General features: G+C 40.5%; 14 protein-coding genes. All 14 read left to right on the top strand.

The window, feature by feature from the left end; all coding sequences use genetic code 11:
* Nucleotides 1-53 precede the first annotated feature (53 nt).
* The 14 genes from AAEY93_RS02860 to feoB all read left to right on the top strand — a co-directional run bounded on the left by AAEY93_RS02860 (nucleotide 54) and on the right by feoB (nucleotide 18,134).
* Nucleotides 54-2,453: a DNA polymerase II gene (locus AAEY93_RS02860; RefSeq protein ID WP_502959546.1), complete on the top strand. Its 2,400-nt coding sequence runs from the start codon at nucleotides 54-56 to the stop codon at nucleotides 2,451-2,453.
* A 569-nt stretch (nucleotides 2,454-3,022) separates the two neighbouring features.
* Nucleotides 3,023-5,635, top strand: a complete 2,613-nt coding sequence (locus tag AAEY93_RS02855; protein ID WP_101030289.1) for a TonB-dependent receptor domain-containing protein — start codon at nucleotides 3,023-3,025, stop codon at nucleotides 5,633-5,635.
* A gap of 299 nt (nucleotides 5,636-5,934) precedes the next feature.
* Nucleotides 5,935-6,912 (top strand): class I SAM-dependent methyltransferase, encoded by a 978-nt coding sequence (locus AAEY93_RS02850; protein ID WP_351074847.1) that lies wholly within the window; start codon nucleotides 5,935-5,937, stop codon nucleotides 6,910-6,912.
* A 366-nt stretch (nucleotides 6,913-7,278) separates the two neighbouring features.
* Entirely contained in the window at nucleotides 7,279-8,061 is a 783-nt protein-coding gene (locus tag AAEY93_RS02845) for a DUF3450 domain-containing protein (RefSeq protein WP_101030291.1), read from the top strand.
* Nucleotides 8,061-9,416: a MotA/TolQ/ExbB proton channel family protein gene (locus tag AAEY93_RS02840; RefSeq protein ID WP_101030292.1), complete on the top strand. Its 1,356-nt coding sequence runs from the start codon at nucleotides 8,061-8,063 to the stop codon at nucleotides 9,414-9,416. The genes AAEY93_RS02845 and AAEY93_RS02840 overlap by 1 nt, the downstream gene beginning before the upstream one ends.
* Entirely contained in the window at nucleotides 9,416-9,943 is a 528-nt protein-coding gene (locus tag AAEY93_RS02835) for a MotA/TolQ/ExbB proton channel family protein (protein ID WP_101030293.1), read from the top strand. The genes AAEY93_RS02840 and AAEY93_RS02835 overlap by 1 nt, the downstream gene beginning before the upstream one ends.
* A 13-nt stretch (nucleotides 9,944-9,956) precedes the next feature.
* Nucleotides 9,957-10,361 carry an ExbD/TolR family protein gene (locus tag AAEY93_RS02830; protein WP_101030294.1) on the top strand — a complete coding sequence of 135 codons (405 nt, stop codon included), beginning with the start codon at nucleotides 9,957-9,959 and terminating at the stop codon, nucleotides 10,359-10,361.
* A gap of 1 nt (nucleotide 10,362) precedes the next feature.
* A complete protein-coding gene (locus AAEY93_RS02825) occupies nucleotides 10,363-10,980 on the top strand; it encodes an energy transducer TonB (RefSeq protein ID WP_101030295.1) in 618 nt (205 codons plus the stop codon).
* 3 nt (nucleotides 10,981-10,983) lie between these two features.
* Nucleotides 10,984-12,231 (top strand): tetratricopeptide repeat protein, encoded by a 1,248-nt coding sequence (locus AAEY93_RS02820; protein WP_101030296.1) that lies wholly within the window; start codon nucleotides 10,984-10,986, stop codon nucleotides 12,229-12,231.
* A gap of 350 nt (nucleotides 12,232-12,581) precedes the next feature.
* The gene (locus AAEY93_RS02815; RefSeq protein ID WP_351074843.1) at nucleotides 12,582-14,411 is read left to right on the top strand and encodes a DUF885 domain-containing protein; all 1,830 of its coding nucleotides are present in this window, start codon (nucleotides 12,582-12,584) and stop codon (nucleotides 14,409-14,411) included.
* Between the two features lie 93 nt (nucleotides 14,412-14,504).
* Nucleotides 14,505-14,783, top strand: coding sequence for a peptidylprolyl isomerase (locus AAEY93_RS02810; protein ID WP_101030298.1), 279 nt, complete (start codon nucleotides 14,505-14,507; stop codon nucleotides 14,781-14,783).
* 71 nt (nucleotides 14,784-14,854) lie between these two features.
* Nucleotides 14,855-15,391: a GNAT family N-acetyltransferase gene (locus tag AAEY93_RS02805; protein ID WP_101030299.1), complete on the top strand. Its 537-nt coding sequence runs from the start codon at nucleotides 14,855-14,857 to the stop codon at nucleotides 15,389-15,391.
* Nucleotides 15,392-15,589: 198 nt separating this feature from the next.
* Nucleotides 15,590-15,829, top strand: a complete 240-nt coding sequence (locus tag AAEY93_RS02800) for a FeoA family protein (RefSeq protein WP_011638067.1) — start codon at nucleotides 15,590-15,592, stop codon at nucleotides 15,827-15,829.
* Nucleotides 15,822-18,134 (top strand): Fe(2+) transporter permease subunit FeoB, encoded by a 2,313-nt coding sequence (gene feoB / locus AAEY93_RS02795; RefSeq protein ID WP_124013396.1) that lies wholly within the window; start codon nucleotides 15,822-15,824, stop codon nucleotides 18,132-18,134. Before AAEY93_RS02800 ends, feoB begins: the two co-directional genes overlap by 8 nt.
* Nucleotides 18,135-18,248: the final 114 nt, after the last annotated feature.

Genomic DNA, 18,248 nt, shown 5'->3' with positions numbered 1-18,248 from the left:
CCACGAAGTAATAAATCAAATTGAGTAAACTTGTGCAGGAATTCAAACCCGTAGTGAAGCCGACAAATCATCAACCTACTTATACCAATGTGATGGGACAAGTATTAACTCGCCATGCTATTTATCGTCATGGGCAATTAGTCCTCCAGTATTATATCAAAACCGCTCAGGGTCCTGTCTTAGCAGAACTTTATCACAGTGAGGTGATATGTTTTTGCCGTCAACAAGACGTCAATCAATTAATTAACACCGTCGGTTTTGCGCTTAAAGCGCAATCGATATCACTGATGAGCTTTGCCCATGAGCCCATTAGTGCCTTGTATCTTAAGTCAAATACGCAATTAAAATTACTCAGTCGCATTGCTAATGATGTCGATATTAGTTTATTTGAAGCCGATATAAGGCCTGAGCAACGCTACCTTATTGAGCGTTTTATCGCCTTAGATATTGAATGCATAGGGCATTATCAAGAGGTTAATCCCGCTTCAACCATTCCAGTGTTATCGATTAATCGTGTCAGAAAAATGCCCACAAACCCACTTGCCTCGATACCGTTGAAGATGATTTCGTTGGATTTTGAGTGCAGTTTTGCCGGCGAACTCTATTCGGTTGGTTTGTATGGTGCCGATTATCAATGCGTGTTTATGGTGGGCGAACCACAACCAGAGTGTCATGACTTTATCATTTGGGTTAAGGATGAAGTTGAACTTATCCATCGATTAATTGCGTGGTTTAGCGACTATGATCCCGATATTATTATCGGCTGGGCTGTGGTGACCTTTGATTTAGCCTTGTTGTTCAAACGCTGTGTTTTACATCAAATTCCATTAATCATAGGCCGAGGTAATAGCGAACTGAGTTGGAAAGTGGCCGACAAATATCGACCTGAGACATTATCTCTACCTGGGCGTGTAGTCTTAGATGGTATTGATTGGCTTAAAGCCGCGTTTTATCAATTTGATAGCTTTTCGTTAGAGACGGTTTCGCGGCAATTATTGGCTGAAGGTAAAGCCATTGACCATGTTGAAAATCGTGGTCAACAAATTACTCATTTGTTTGAGCAAGATAAAAATGCACTGGCTTTTTATAACATGACTGATTGTCGCTTAGTGTGGGATATTTTTGAAAAAACCCAGCTATTAGATTTTGCACTTGAACGCGCTAAGTTAACCGGCTTGGAGTTTGGCCGCGTTGGCGCATCGATTGCGGCATTTTATCATTTATATCTACCACACTTACATCGAAGTGGCTTTGTGGCACCAGCATTCCCCGCAAGTGAGGGTTTAGAAAGCCCTGGCGGCTATGTGATGTCCTCTATCCCTGGTTATTATAAAGATGTCTTAGTATTAGACTTTAAAAGCCTGTATCCGTCGATTATCAGAACATTCCTTATCGATCCTAAAGGCTTAGTCGAAGGGTTACATGCGACAAGTTTACACAATGATACCACCGCCGTGGATGGCTATTTAGGCGCTAAATTTAGCCGGGACAAGCCCATCTTACCAGCATTAGTCGCCAGCCTTGCAGAACAAAGAGAGCGGGCTAAACGTGATAAAAATGCCCCTTTATCGCAAGCGATAAAAATCATTATGAATTCATTGTATGGCGTGCTTGGCTCTCGAGGCTGCGTATTTCATGATGCAAAATTAGCCAGTTCTATTACCATGCGCGGTCATCAAATAATGAAACTGACCAAACAATGGATAGAAGAATGCGGCTATCAGGTGATTTATGGTGATACTGATTCCACATTTGTGTGGTTAGGGAATAATCATGGCATCAAAGATATTCAAGCTGTCGGTAAACACCTATCGGTATCAATTACTCAACGTTGGCTTGATTGGTGCGCACAAGAATACCAATTAAGCAGTTATCTTGAACTTGAATTTGAAACACATTTTGAACAGTTTATTATGCCCACGCTTAGGGGCTCAGATGAAGGCAGCAAAAAGCGTTATGTCGGTGCGGTGTTCAATGATGAGCAGCAATTGAAGCTGACGTTTAAAGGCATGGAGCAGGTGAGAAGTGATTGGAGCCCGATAGCGCGTAGGATGCAATATCATTTATATGAACTGTTTTTCAAAGGTGAAGATATCATTGATTACCTGAGCAATGAGATCGCGGCCATTAACAATGGTGCCAGAGACGATGAACTCATTTTTAAAAAGCGCTTAAGACGCAACGTTGAAGATTATACCGCTAAATCATCACCCCATGTAAAAGCGGCTAAACAGCTTGGTGAAATTTTAGGCGACGTCAACGTTACTCGAAAAGGGCAACAAATCCGCTACATCATGACTCTTACTGGGGCCCAAGCCATTGAAGCAAAACCACAAAATATTGATTATGAATATTACATTAGTAAACAAATTAAACCCATCGCAGAGCCTATTTTGCAACTGTGTGGACAAAGTTTTGACTCACTGGTAAATAATCAACTCATATTGCTTTAAGTTTACTGACCTAAGCCTCTACTTTATGTCTTTTAGCGCGAGATAGAATGAGCTGTATTTTCTTTGTATTAATTAACAATTTATTAAATACAGGGGGGTAAGCATCGTTTGATAGCTGAAATCTGACTATCTAAAGTCATGACAGATCCCCTCCCGATAAAAAATGTTAAACAACTGCTACTTATCCCTATTATGAACCGTTAACATTTTTTATGTTTGCCATAATGATAAAAAAATATCAATTTCGAATAAATCGTAAAGCAAAACATGATGTTATGTTTTTGATTTGGGTTTGGGTATTTATTTCCTTCGAACATGCATTATTTCAAGTTATTGTTTAAATTGATAAAAAAAACTCTCTGTTCATATTTATTAACAGCTTTAGTCATTACATTTGATTAACTTTTGCGCTTACGGTGTTTCAAATGTTGATTAGTTGTATTAAATGTGATTTTATTGCACCTGCAATTGAGTGTTTGTAGTCAATTCGTTGCAACCCCTCATTCGATAGACACCTAAAATGGTCGTCAATATTATAAGAAAGACATAAAAGTCCAGGGAGATAGACAATGCATAAGAACGTATTAGCTAAATCAGTGCGCTTAGCACTGATCGGTGGTGTAGCTGCAACTGCAACTGCATTCGCTGCACCAGTAGCTTTTGCTGCTGAAGATGGCGCAAAAGTAGAACGTATCGAGGTAACTGGTTCACGTATTAAGCGTTCTGACCTTGAAGGCGCTTCGCCAGTTACCGTAATTACAACGGAAGATATGAAGATGGAAGGTAACTTTACAGTTGCTGACGCACTTCGTAACAGTAACTTAAACTCTTTCGGTTCATTCTCTGAGCGTTCAGGTAGTTCTGCACAATCGCAAGCAACGATTAACTTACGTGGTGCTGGTTCAAGCCGTACCCTAGTACTTATCGATGGTAAGCGTTTCCCAGGTTCACCAACGCTAGGTGGTGCATCTGCTAACTTGAACGCTATCCCAATGGCCGCAGTAGAACGTATTGAAATTTTAACTGACGGTGCATCTTCTACTTATGGTTCTGACGCGATTGCTGGTGTTGTTAACATCATCATGAAAAAGAACTATCAAGGTATTGAATTCAACGTTGGTGGTGGCTCACGTGACCAAGACGGTGGTTTGACAAGTAAAGAATTCTCGGTTGTCGCTGGTTATCAAATGGACAAAGGTAACATTACTTTCTCATTTGACCACCAAGACCGTAAAGGGATCTCTGACGCAGACCGTCCATATACGGCAGCAAGCATGACAGACTTCAATGGTGATGGTGAAATCCAAGCCTATGAAGAAACTGCTGGTTGGAGTATCTATGGCGCAACAGTTGCGGCACCTGATTTCTCTACTACTCAAGCATCACTATTATGTGATGACTTAGAATCAGAATACGGTTCAAATGTATTCCAAACTGTTAAAGCAGACAACGATTGGGGTGGAGCTGGTTCTACTTACTGTATGTATGCGTTTGCTAACGTTTCTTATAACAAAGCCTCTACAGAGCGTAATACAGTCTATGTTGATGCTAACTATGAAATTGCTGAAGACGTAGAATGGTTTGGCCGTGTTATGGTAACTCAAGGTAACTCGTTTGGTCGTTATGCGCCTCCAGCTGCAGCTTGGAATAGCATGGCTGCAGACAACCCGCATAACCCATATGGTGAGGAAACTACTGGTTACTTCCGTTGGGTTGGTATTGGTACTCGTGATGGTAACGTAGACGATTATAACCAAGATTACCTTACCGGTTTACGCGGTACTATCAGTGCACTAAACGATGCTGAGTGGGAAGTTTACTACCATCACAATATCGCCGATAACAAGTCTATCGGTGAGTACTACTTAAGCTATGCCGGTCTTGCTTATAACCAAGCAAATGATATTGATTTAGGTTCTGAAGCTGGCATCAATAATATGAAAGCTACAACCTTAACTCAAGGTCGTGCCACATTTGATCAGTACAGTGCAGGTCTTGGTTTTGATGCGTTTGAATTACCTGCTGGTGCCGTTGCACATTATGTCGGTATGGAATATTTTGACCAACAGTATAGTGAAGTGTATGACGCTCAGTCAGAAGCTGGCTTGATTGGTGGTAGCGCGGGTAACTCTGCAGGCGGCGATCGTCAAGTATGGGCAATGTTCTATGAAGCGGTTCTACCGATAACAGATGACGTTGAATTAAACCTTGCGGCTCGCTACGATGATTACAGTGATTTTGGTAATAACTTTGCGCCTAAGGCCTCTGTTCGCTGGCAAGCACTGGAAAACGTTGTCGTACGTGCGTCGTACTCTGAAGCGTTCCGTGCTCCAGCATTAGATCAGTTATATGCGGCAACCACATTCAGCGCTGAAAGTGGTAAAGATTATCCATTCTGTCAACAATCAGGTACTTCTGATGCCGATTGTAGCGAAAAACAGTACGATACTTACATTCGTGCTAACGATACCCTAGGTCCAGAAACGTCAGAATACATCAACTTTGGTGTAGCATGGGATATCATTGATGACATCGGTATTAAGGTTGATTACTTTAACCTCAATATTGATGATGTAATCAGTCAACGTACTAACACCAACGTAATGCGTGGTATTGCTGCGGGTACGCTGGAAGAAAATGAAACTTTCTATGTTAACCGTGCTCCAACTACGGATGGTTCATTAGGTCGTGCTTTAGAAATTGGTACTGGTTACGGTAACACTGACAAGTTAGAGATTACTGGTATAGATGTCGCGTTAAACGCGAAGTTTGAAACAGCAATTGGTGATATTGGCTTTAACTGGAACAACAGCTTCGTGCTAGAATACATCGAAGAAGTTGAAGCTGGCGGTGAAGCGATTGATACGGCTGGTTGGAATGGTTCACCAGACTATAAGTCTAACTTTACCACTAACTACAGCATGGGTGACCATCGTGTATCTTGGAACATGAGCTACACAGCTTCTACTTATGAAGATGATGACACAGGTAACTTAGATTCTTGGTTAATCCACAATCTAAGTTATGTGTATGATGCGGGTAACTATGGTTCACTACTGTTAGGCATCAATAACCTAACAGATGAAGATCCAGTGTTGAGCTCTTTTGGTACATACGATAACGCTGATCTGTATAACAACTACGGTCGTGAATATCGTGCAAGTTATACTCTTAAGTTCTAAATTCTAATAGCTCATTAATTAGATACAAGAAAGGCTCCTTCGGGAGCCTTTTTATTTAGTCTATTATGAAACCTCAGCTAGGATAATAAACGATTATTAAACCGCTCTTTGTCCTGCGGTCTGCGTTGCTTTGACTTGTCATCGACACGCGATTAACACATAAATGTGGCTTATTAGCAAAACTAATGGCAAGTTTGATATTGTGGACTTGAAATAAACCCGTTGTTATCGATTTACCTCATCTCCCATCTCGAGTTGAGCTTATTTAGCAATATGTTGTGATTAATTGAGGAGATCAAATGAATAATCACTGGAGTGAATATTGGCAACAAGGACACACAACTTCATTCGGTGAGGCAATATCAGGTAATTATGAAGGGATATTGAAAAGTGTTTGGCAACCGATATTTAATGGTCTAAATGAAGATTTTTTGGTAGTCGATGTTGGCACGGGTAATGGCTCTTTACCTCTTTTATTGCGTGACGGATTATTAACCAGTGAGTTAACCGGTAAAGTGATTGGTGTCGATTTAGCTGAAGTCAGTTTAGTTAACTCGGAAAATCAAAACGGCCATAAAATCGACATAGCCTTAATGTCTAATACTCGCTGTGAACAACTCCCTTTTGAATCAAATTCTGTTGACCTTTATATATCTCAATTTGGTTTTGAGTATTCAAACGTTCAAAAGTCACTTGAAGAAGCGACTAGAGTGTTAAAAGATGGTGGTCAGTTTGCCATTGTTTTTCATCATAGCCGTTCAATGATCCTTAACCGAAATAGAAAGATTTTAACCTTAATAGAAAAAGAAGAAGTTAATTTACTGATTAATTGTTTAACTAAAATGGCCAATGCCATGGGCAATATCACTAGTCAAAAAGATGTTGAGCGGATTAAGAAAGACCCTAAATGTGAAGATATTAGAACAGAAATTAATCATTTGATTAAATTGTTAGTCGTTTTCGATGAAGCCGCTGCCCAGGATTCTGATTTAATGCGTTTTGTGGCTGAATTTTTTAAGGCCGGATTATTTTGGCCTGTTACAAAAAAAATGCAATTTATTGAATTTATTACAATACAAATGGAAACGTTAAGACTACGATTAACTGAATTGATCAATGCTTCTTTTGATGAATCTAAATTGGCACTCTTTGTCGATAAACTCTACCAAAACAATATGATGTTAAATGAACTTAAAGTACTTAAAAGTGAACAAAATGAAGTTTTAAGTTGGTATTTACATGCTACAAAATTTATTTATCAATTAGAAAGTAGATAAATAGAAGGTAAAGTTGTGTTGCCGTATTTTTGTAACTAACTGAATGAAAACAAATAATTTTTTTATATTAGCATTAAATTATCACGCATTTATGTTAAAGACGTTTGATTATTAACCTTTCGTCAACATTGACCGCTTTAACTGTTCTTTCCAGTAGTTTTTAAACTTTGTAAATGTTGACATAGGTCGACATTTTGTGAAATGATGCCAGCGGGTCTACACTTTAACCGGTGTAGAAAAGGGAAGAAAAACTAACAATCACAAGAAAAAGACGTACTTAGTTGAAGTAACATTGATTAACAATTTTAGATCAAGGTTATTTTGCAGAGTTGAACTTTTTAATTCACTTCAAATTGGTTGGGAACTATGTCCAAGGTAAGCAATAGAACAAAAATCGCTACTGCACTTGTTGGCGCTCTGGCTTTAGCTGGTAGCAACTTCGTTGTTGCAGGCCCTCTCGCTGAGGTTCAAAAAGCCGATAGCAGTCTTAATGCTGCATCAGCTGCGTCACAAAAGAAAGTCGACAAATATTTCGACCAAGCACAAGACATGCTTTTTGAGTATAGCAACGTTGCTGATGAGCGTGAATCACTGACATCATACAATGATTACGTTGCGGGCTTAGTAGCTGATCAACAAAATTCACTAGATTTAATTCAGACTGATATCAACGGCGTAGATAAACTTCGCCAGGGTGTTGTGCCATTAATGTTTAAAATGGTCGATGCTTTAGAGCAGTTTGTTAATTTAGATTTACCTTTTAATTCGGAAGTTCGTCATAACCGAGTTGAAAATCTAAAAGATATTCTTAATACCGCAGAAGTTACATTGGCAGAGAAATATCGTCTAATACTTGATGCTTATAGCATTGAGCGTGAGTATGGTAATTTTGTTGCAGTTCATACAGGTAAGCTAGACCTAGACGGCAAAGAAGTCTTAGTTGATTTCTTTAATTTAGGCCGTGTTGCTCTCTATGCCCAGAGTTTAGATCAGAAAATAGCATGGATGTATGATGCTGATGCGAAAACCTGGAATAAGTTAGAAGACAGCTATCTACGCGACATCACGAAAGGTATTCGTATTGCTCGTAAGCAAGGCGCATTAGACCTATTCGCATTACCAATTCCTGCTGCGGAGACTGCACAATAATGAAGAAGTTAATTACATCAGTGCTACTGGCTGCAACTTTCTCTTTAACAGCTGGTATGGTTTATGCTGCAGATGCACCAAAAACTATCGACCAATTGTTACAACAAGTTAAAGCAGACCGAGCTAGCGAAGGTAAGTCAAACGTTAAGCGTGAAAAAGAGTTTCAGGCTGAGCGTGGTGATAAAGCCGCATTGCTTAAACGTGAAAAAGATGCTTTATCTGCTGAAAAGCAACGCGGTAAAGATTTAAACCAAGCCTTCTTAGATAACGAGCGTAAAATTGCTCAGTTAGAAGAAGACTTAAAAACTGCTCAAGGTGACTTGGGTGAGATGTTTGGTGTTGTTAAAGGCGAAGCCGGTGATTTTTCTGGTAAGCTAGCCGCGTCTAACATCAGTGCTCAGTACCCTGGTCGCGATACTTTTATTGCTGAACTAGGTGCACGTAAATCACTGCCTAAAATTGAAGAGTTAGAGCAATTTTGGGAAGCACAATTATTTGAAATGGTTGAGTCAGGTAAAGTTGTTAAATTCGATGGTGATGTTACGGCCATTGACGGTAGCGTAGTGAATACTGCTATTCACCGCGTCGGTCCTTTTAACTTAACGGCCGAAGGTAAATATGTTGTTTACAAACCTGATCTTGGTTTAATTCAGCAATTATCACAGCAGCCTGAAGGCTACCAAGTGAGCGCTGTTGATTCGTGGGAGAACACCACTTCAGGTGTCGCTCCTTTTTATATCGATCCGGCCCGCGGCGTGTTATTAAACATCTTTACTAATAAAGCTAGTATAGAAGATCGTTTAGAAGCCGGTGGTACTATTGGTTATATCATTCTTACCTTGTTAGCAATCGGTGCGTTAATTGCTGTTGAGCGTTTAGTGACTCTGACTCTTGTTGGCGGTAAAGTTAATCGTCAGCGTAAGAGCATCGAAAACCCTGGCAACAATCCTCTAGGCCGTATCTTAAAAGTATATCAATCGAATAAAGACGTTGATGTTGAAACGCTTGAACTCAAACTTGATGAAGCTATCTTAAAAGAAACACCCGCTTTAGAAGCGCGTATTTCAATTATCAAAGTGATTGCGGCTATTGCTCCTATGATGGGTCTATTGGGTACGGTTACCGGTATGATCGCAACCTTCCAATCTATTCAATTATTCGGTACTGGTGACCCTAAATTGATGGCTGGTGGTATTTCTATGGCGCTTATTACTACTGTTCAAGGTCTTATTGCTGCATTGCCTCTAATGCTGTTACACGCAATCGTAGTTGCTCGTAGTAAGTCTATCGTTCAAATTCTTGAAGAGCAAAGTGCTGGTATTATTGCAGAACATGCTGAGAAGAGGGCTGACTAATGATGCTAATCCTGATGGACGTATGGGATTCCGTCAGGGGCTTCATGGCCTCGGGAGGCGATGTCCTCTGGTTGGTTGCAGCAGTGCTATTCCTGATGTGGGTGTTAATGCTTGAGCGTTATTGGTATCTAAATTGGATATCACCAAAACAACATCAAGCCGTGATAGCCTCTTGGGAAGCAAGAGAAGAGACAACTTCTTGGCATGCTCACCGTATCCGTGAAGCTTGGATATCCCAAGCGAGACAAGATTTGAATGCACGTATGCTGTTAATCAAAACCTTAGTAGCCATTTGTCCAATGATTGGTTTATTAGGTACTGTAACCGGTATGATTTCAGTATTCGATGTGATGGCAATTCAGGGGACGAGTAATGCTCGTTTAATGGCTGCTGGTATCTCTATGGCTACAATGCCGACAATGGCAGGAATGGTTGCGGCGCTATCGGGTGTGTTCTTTAGCACGCGTTTAGACTCAAAAATGAGAATCAGTTTAGAAAAGCTAAAAGACAGCATGCCTCACCATTAGAGAGAGATTGAACATGGCACGTAAGAAGCATTCCACTATGGAAGAGGAAGCGCAAATTGATATGACTCCGATGCTAGACATCGTGTTTATCATGCTGATTTTCTTCATTGTAACAACATCGTTTGTTAAGCCATCAGGCTTAGACTACAACAAGCCGAAAGCGTCACAGGCTACGTCTAAACCATCGGCAAACATCTTTATTGGCATCAGCAAAAATGGTGTCATTATGATGGAAAACCGTCAGGTTGATATCGAACGTGTAACGGCTAACGTAGAGCGTATGTTAGCTGAAGCACCTGAAGCAGCTGTATTGATTCAAGCAGACAAAGACTCTTTACATGGTTTAGTCGTTAAAGTACTTGATAACGTTAAAGCGGCCGGTATTGACAAAATTTCAGTATCAGCGGGGAATGACTAATATGCTAAGAGCACTCGTATCAATAATCATTGGTGCTGCAGTGACTTTTGGGCTGTTTGCTTTCATGGCTTTTCTGGTCGGTGGTGGTGCACAACGCAACGCTGACTCAGAGGAAACCCCTGTTATTGAAATTACGATGGATAAACAGGATTCGAAGGCACAGAAAAAACCAAGGGTTACACCTAAGCCACCTCCACCACCGGAGCAGCCGCCTAAGCCGGATACTACTCCGCCTGATACATCATCTAATATTGATACCAATATGGCGTTCAATATGGGTGGTATAGAATCTGGTGGGCCCAGTACTGGTTTTAAACTCGGTAACATGATGACCCGCGATGGTGATGCTACCCCTATTGTTCGTATTGAGCCTCAGTATCCGATTGCTGCTGCTCGTGATGGTAAAGAGGGTTGGGTTCAACTTAGCTTTACAATCAACGAACTCGGTGGTGTCGATGATGTTTCTATTATCAAGGCTGAACCTAGACGTTTATTCGATCGTGAAGCAATTCGTGCATTGAAAAAATGGAAATACAAGCCAAAGATTGTTGATGGTAAGCCATTAAAACAAACAGGTATGAAAGTACAGCTTGACTTCACACTAGAGAAAGGGAGGTAGATAATGCGTAAAGTTACTAGTATCGCTACAGTGTTATTACTTTCAGTCTGTGGAAGTGCATTGCTGTCTAACTCTGTAGTTGCTGCTGAAAAGTGTGAAATTGACACCCGTCAATCTCGTGCTGTGGGCGATAGCGCTGCAAAAAAAGTTCAAAAATCTTTTAAAGCGTATACAGAAGGTAATTTAGACGAAGCAATTGCAATTTTGCTTGAAGCTAATGCTAGAAACGATTTCGACAAAGCGTATGTCGATCGTATGTTAGGTAACTTCTATGCTGAAAAAGGTCAGATGAAAACAGCTATCAAGTTTTTAAAGACTGCTGTAGATGCTGACATTCTTGGTGGTACCGATCATGCTGCAACAATGCGTTTGTATGCTGATTTGTTACTACAAGAAAAAAAGTTTAAAGAAGCAATTCCATATTATTATAAGTGGATGGACTTTACCTGTAACTCTGATGCGCAAATGTATCGCAGAATTGGTATTGCCCACACTGAGTTAAAAGAATGGAATAAAGTGCTTCAAGTTGCTGATAAGGGATTATCTTTATCTGAAACACCTGATAAAGGTCTGTATCAGATGAAGTTAACTGCTTACTTTAACCAGAAAAAGTACAATGAAGCCGTAAAAGTATTAGAAACTATGGTGCCGTTGTTCCAAGACGATAAACGTCTCTGGGTTCAGTTGGCTCAATTTTACTTGATGACTGAAAACTATGATAAATCACTCGCAACATACGATTTGGCATACAAGAATGGCTTTTTAGAGACAGACAGTAACATTACTCGTTTGACTCAATTGTTAGCTCAAAAAGGCGCGCCTTATAAAGCTGCTACGATTTTTGAAAAGCACATGAAGTCAGGCCTTATTGCTGAAAACGAGAAGAGTTTTTCAACACTTGCTGGTTTTTATCATAATGCTAAAGAGTTAAAAGAAGCCGCTTACTATTATGGTAAAGCAGCTGCTGTTAACAACGAGGGTGATTTGTTTTTAAAACAAGGTCGCATCCTTTCTTTAGACCAAAAGTATCTAGATGCCATTCCTGTGCTTAAAAAAGCACTTGATGCAGGCATTGATAATCCTGGCGAAGCTCAATTTGAGTTAGCTTTATCATACTTAAGCCTTAAAAAGTACAAGTCTGCTTATCAGCGTGCACTACTTGCCGCAAAAGATGAAAAGACTGAACGTAGTGCTAAGAGCTATATTTCTTACATCAAAGAAAAAGCCCGTATTCACAACGTAACACTTTAATCTAAGCTTGATTTAAAAAGCCCCTTTTAGGGGCTTTTTTATTAGCTAGTAAAAATAATAGAGTCATTTTTTTGGCCCGCTTATTTTATTGTGTGAATAGGTTGAATATTACAGCGTGAAATCTACCGAGCGACGTTAGGGTACTATTAATTGTTAGTTTGTGTGTTTTTTGTTGAAGTTTTGTTTCTTGTAAAGCTAGCCAAAGATACAATGGTTGTAACTTGTCGATTTTAAGACTTTTTCATTTAGATTGAATCGCTGCAATGGGATAAATCAGACCACTAATATTAAGCCTTTGACTCTATTAGGGTAACAAGGCGTGAGTTAATTTGTGTTAAGGAATAATAATAATGAATAAAACATTGTTGGCGTTAACGGTGTCCTTACTATTGGCCACTCAAGGTTGTTCAGAAGGCTCGACGGTTTCTTCTACGTCTGAAAAGACCTCAGAGTCTAGCGCCGCCGTTATGCCTCAATCTGCTTCAGAGCAGTATTTAGCGATGGTTGATGATTTTTTTAATGCTCAGTTAAAGCTTGAACCCATTTATGCCACCTTTGTTGGGGTTAACGATTATAATGACCAATTTGGTGGTGCATTAACTGAAGAGTACTTAGCGGCCCGTCATGACTTGAATAGTCATTACTTTAGCCAAGCTAAAACCATTGATGTTGAGAAGCTTCCTGCTTCACTTAAATTGAGTTACGACATGTTCATTTATGATCGTAACATGGCGCTTATAGGCGAAACCTATCCAGAGTATTTCTTACCTATTAATCAGTTTTCTAGCACAGTATTTACCATGGTGCAGCTGGGAAGCGGTGAGAGTGCTCAACCATTTAAGACTGTTAAAGATTACCAGAATTGGTTATTACGATTACGGGGTTTTATTAACTGGACTAAGCTTGCACAGCAGCGGATGGATGAAGGTATTGCCAGTAAAGTGGTATTACCTCGAGTGCTTGTCGAACGCATTATTCCTCAGTTAGATGCCCAACTTGTTGCAGATGCAGAAAGTAGCTTTTTTTATTCGCCAATAACCTTGCTACCTGACGATTTTACAAACGCACAAAAATCAGCATTAACTATCGAATATACACAACTTATCAATACTGAGTTATTACCTGCATTGACTCAGTTACGTGACTATGTGAAGAATGTCTATTTGCCGAACTCTCGTGCTTCAGATGGTTGGTGGGGATTGCCAAATGGTAAAGACTGGTATCAACATTTAGCCAATAGCCACACCACAACAACCCTATCCGTGGATGAGATCCACCAAATTGGTTTGTCTGAAGTGGCTCGTATTTTAACTGAAATGGACACGGTAAGAGAGCAAGTTGGTTTTAAAGGCGATTTAAGCGCTTTTTTTGCTTCTTTATCGTCAGAATCAAAGTATTTTTTTAGTGACAAACAAGATCTTATTGATGGTTATATGACGATTAAAGATCATATTAATCAGGTTTTACCAGAGTATTTCAATGTGATGCCCAAAGCGGATTATATTGTAAAACCTGTGGAAAGTTTCCGCGAAAAATCTGCCGCTGGTGCATCGTATGAATCACCTGCAGTGGATGGTTCTCGCCCGGGTACTTTTTATATCAATACCTACAACTTAAAAGCACAACCTAAATGGGGTATGACAACCCTTTCTTTGCATGAAGCAGCACCTGGTCATCATTTTCAGATTTCGATTAAGCAAGAGTTAACTGACGTTCCACAATTTCAACGTTTCCAGGGTTATACCGCATTTGAAGAAGGCTGGGCACTGTATGCAGAATACTTAGGTGTTGAGATGGGCGTATTTAGCGATCCATATCAGTACTTTGGTAAGTTATCAGATGAAATGTTGCGGGCAATGCGATTAGTGGTTGATACGGGGCTTCATGCAAAAGGTTGGAGTCGTGAGCAAGCAATTCAATATATGAAGGACAATTCGCCTATGGCGGAGTCGGATATCATTGCTGAAGTGGAGCGTTACATGGCTATTCCTGGTCAAGCTTTGTCATATAAAGTGGGCCAACTGACTATTTTAAGATTACGTGCCGATGCAGAAAAAGCCCTTGGTGACAAATTTGATCTTAAAGGTTTTCATGACCAATTGTTAACATCAGGATCATTACCGATGGCCGTGATGGAAAACAAAATTGCCGATTGGATTAAAGCTGAATCAGCAAAATAAATGACGAACAGGTGTGGTGACTTAATTATGTCATCACCTTGTCGTTATGTTAGTGTTATTTTTATTTAATATTACATTTTTAGGAGCGATATTATGGTACAAGCAACGGCTAGACACCTACTCGTAAGCACCCAAGATCAATGCGAATCACTCAAGCAACAGATCGAAGCTGGTGCAGACTTTGCCGAGATTGCTAAGGCAAACTCTTCTTGTCCATCTGGGGCGCAAGGTGGTGATTTAGGTTCTTTTGGTCCTGGAATGATGGTTAAAGAATTTGATGAAGTGGTGTTTAGCGCGCCATTAAATACGGTTCAAGGTCCGGTAAAAACTCAATTTGGTTTTCATTTACTTGAAGTCACTAGCCGCAGCTAGCGCGTAGTGATTATGTGATATCGAATGGCAGCCTAGGCTGCCATTTTTATTAATGAACTAAGAGAGGATGTATGCAAATAAATCTTTATAGTGAGCGCTTGAAATTGCGACATTTACAAAGTAAAGATTGGGAGCATTTTCTACGCTTACATCGTGATAAGGGTATCAATCAACATATCCGAAGTATTGAATCTGAATCGGAAATTGTTGCTAAATTTGAGCAGCGCAAAGCGATATGGCAATTTGGATCTGGAGACTGGTTATCTCTCGTTATTGAACGGATCGACACCAATGAATTTGTGGGGCTTATTGGTTTTAGATGCGACGATGCAGAATTAAGACGCGCCGAAGTAGGCTACCTTGTAGCACCAGAACAGCAAGGTTTAGGGTTTGCAAGTGAAAGCCTGCAAGCCTTAACGGATTGGGGGGCGTTACAATTTAGTATGCATAAATACATTGGTATTTGTGCTCAAGAAAATACCGCATCACGTAAGGTACTAGAGAAGGTTGGTTTTATTCTTGAGGGAACATTAAGACAGAATAGCTGCATTGATGGAATATGGTCAGATGACTGCTGCATGGGATTACTAACAGCACAAAGAGAGTAGCCCTTTTTTCTCATTCTGGCTTGCAAGTTAAAATAAAATCTTCGTTGTACTATATTCTAACGGGCATTTGTCACATAATGCGTAATACAACTGAAAACAATTCTCGTTAACAAGTGAAACTTTGATCTAGATTTGAGTTTAACTGTTTCAGTTCATATAAAATTTTAACGTTATTAATGTAGTTGAAGGTAGTGTTACATGAAGCTGAGTGAACTTAAGCCTGGTGATCAGGCGATTATCTCTGAAATCGGTCAATTAACGTTACCGCAAACTGTCAAACGTAAATTGTTATCTATGGGCATTACACCCAACACTCGTTTTCATTTTATACGTCGAGCCCCTATGGGCTCGGGTGTTGAGTTAGATTTACGTGGCAGTAAATTATGTATGCGTTGTGATTTAGCCGATATTATCGAGGTAGTTCTAAAAAATGACTAAACAATTTCACTGTGTCACCGTGGGTAACCCCAATGCAGGTAAATCGACTCTTTTTAATGCACTTACAGGTGCAAGCCAGCAGGTTGGCAATTGGTCGGGTGTAACCGTAGAAAAGAAAACCGGTAAGCTTAGTTACTCTGGTACTGATGTTTTTCTTACCGATTTACCGGGCATATATGATTTATTACCCGCAGGTAATAGCTGCGATTGTTCATTAGATGAACAAATCGCCCAGGCCTATCTTTCAAATCAACAAGTGGACGCCATTATCAACTTAGTTGATGCCACAAACGTTGAGCGTCATCTGTATTTAACCACCCAATTACGTGAGTTAGGTATTCCGGTTATTGTTGTCATTAACAAAATTGACGCAGCTAAAAAGCTGGGGATCAATATTAATGCAGATGACATGTCGGCACGACTTGGTTGTCCAGTCGTCGCAATTTGCTCACGTAAGCAAGCCGATGTTGAACATCTACAGACTGAATTATTGGCATTATTGAAAAAAGGCGACACAACATCATCGTTATTATTGCAGTACCATGCTGATATCGAGGCAAGTGTCACAGCTTTACAGAAGCAAAATGACAGCCAAGGTCTTGTTGAGTTAAGCCGCGGACAAGCCCTTGCTATTTTAGCCAACAGTCATGGAAATGGCTGTGGTACCAGTGAAACGCAATTACACGACACGGTACAACAATGTACCCAGCGGGTAGAGCAAGCTGGTGAAGATATTGATATTATGATCGCGACGACACGTTACGATTTTGTGCAACAGGTGTTTGAAGCTTCAGTCAGTCAAGGTACACACGTTAGTGCCACTGATAGACTCGACAAGGTGGTGTTGCACCCCGTTTTGGGCATCCCAATCTTCTTGTTTGTTATGTATCTGATGTTTTTATTCAGTATTAACGTGGGTAATGCATTTATTGACTTGTTTGATATTACCGCGGGTGCCATTTTTGTTGATCATTTTGGGGCTTTGCTGTCGTCAATGGGCTCACCTGATTGGCTAGTGACGATTTTAGCTGGCGGTGTTGGCCAAGGTATTCAAACGGTCGCGACGTTTATACCGGTTATTGCAGCGTTATTTTTAGCCCTCTCGGTACTTGAAGGCTCTGGTTACATGGCTCGTGCAGCTTTTGTCGTTGATGGTTTAATGCGCCGTATTGGTTTGCCGGGCAAAGCCTTTGTGCCGATGATTGTTGGTTTTGGCTGTTCCGTTCCTGCCATTATGGCAACGAGAACCTTAGGCAGTGAGCGTGAGCGGATCGTGACAGGTATGATGGCACCGTTTATGTCTTGTAGTGCTCGCTTGCCTGTTTATGCGTTATTCGCTGCCGCATTCTTTCCACAGTCGGGTCAAAACTTGGTGTTTTTACTTTACATCATTGGTATTTTTGCTGCGATTGGTACTGGTTTATTACTGCGTAAAACGGTATTGCCAGGTACAAGCAGTGCCGTTGTTATGGAGCTACCAAGTTACGAAATGCCTAAATCTAAAGCGGTGTTCTCTCGCACAACTAAGCGAACTAAAAGCTTTATTATGGGCGCGGGTAAAACCATCATTATTGTGGTGACGCTGCTTAACTTTGTTAATGCTATTGGTACTGATGGCTCTTTTGGGCATGAAGATAGTAAAGAATCATTACTCAGTGCTGCGAGTCAACAAATCACACCCTTTTTTAGTCCAATGGGGATTGAGCAAGATAACTGGGCGGCAACAGTGGGTATTATTACCGGCATTTTTGCTAAAGAAGCTGTCGTTGGGACGTTAAATAGTTTATACAGCACCGTCGATGGTGATGACGTAGAACTTGTGTCTATTTGGGATAGCGTCAAAATAGGCTTAGCCACCGTTCCGGCAAATTTATTAGGCATAGAGCCAGGTGACCCATTATCAATTGCAATAGCGGGTATTACTGATTTAGATGAAGCTGCGATGGCATTGTCTGTTGATTCCTCCACATTCAGTGCGCTTCAAACAGGCTTTAAAAGTCAGATAGCGGCATTTTCATACTTGTTATTCATCTTGCTTTATACGCCTTGTGTGGCCGCTATGGGGGCCTTGGTTCATGAGTTTGGTGCTAAATGGGCTCGTTTTGCTGCAATTTGGACGTTTTCACTCGCCTATGGTTCGGCGACCGTGGTTTACCAAGGCGCGACCTTTACTCAACATCCGTTGCAGTCTGCCAGTTGGATCGGTTTCTTTGTTGTGGCATTGATTGGGTTTTATCTCTGGTTAAATAAAAAAGGCAGAAAAGCCCAACAAATTATTCCTGGAATACGCATTATCACGGAATAGTTAACCTTAATCCTGTTTGATTTAAACCATAAACCCAGCTTTGCTGGGTTTATTTGCTTTATAAGGTTAACTTTTTCGATCCTAGTAGTTGTAACTACTTAAGTTCTGTAGGAT

The organism is Shewanella sp. CAL98-MNA-CIBAN-0140 (genome assembly GCF_040309905.1).
Lineage (GTDB): Bacteria > Pseudomonadota > Gammaproteobacteria > Enterobacterales > Shewanellaceae > Shewanella > Shewanella psychromarinicola.
This window is presented reverse-complemented; position numbering and strand designations above follow the sequence as displayed.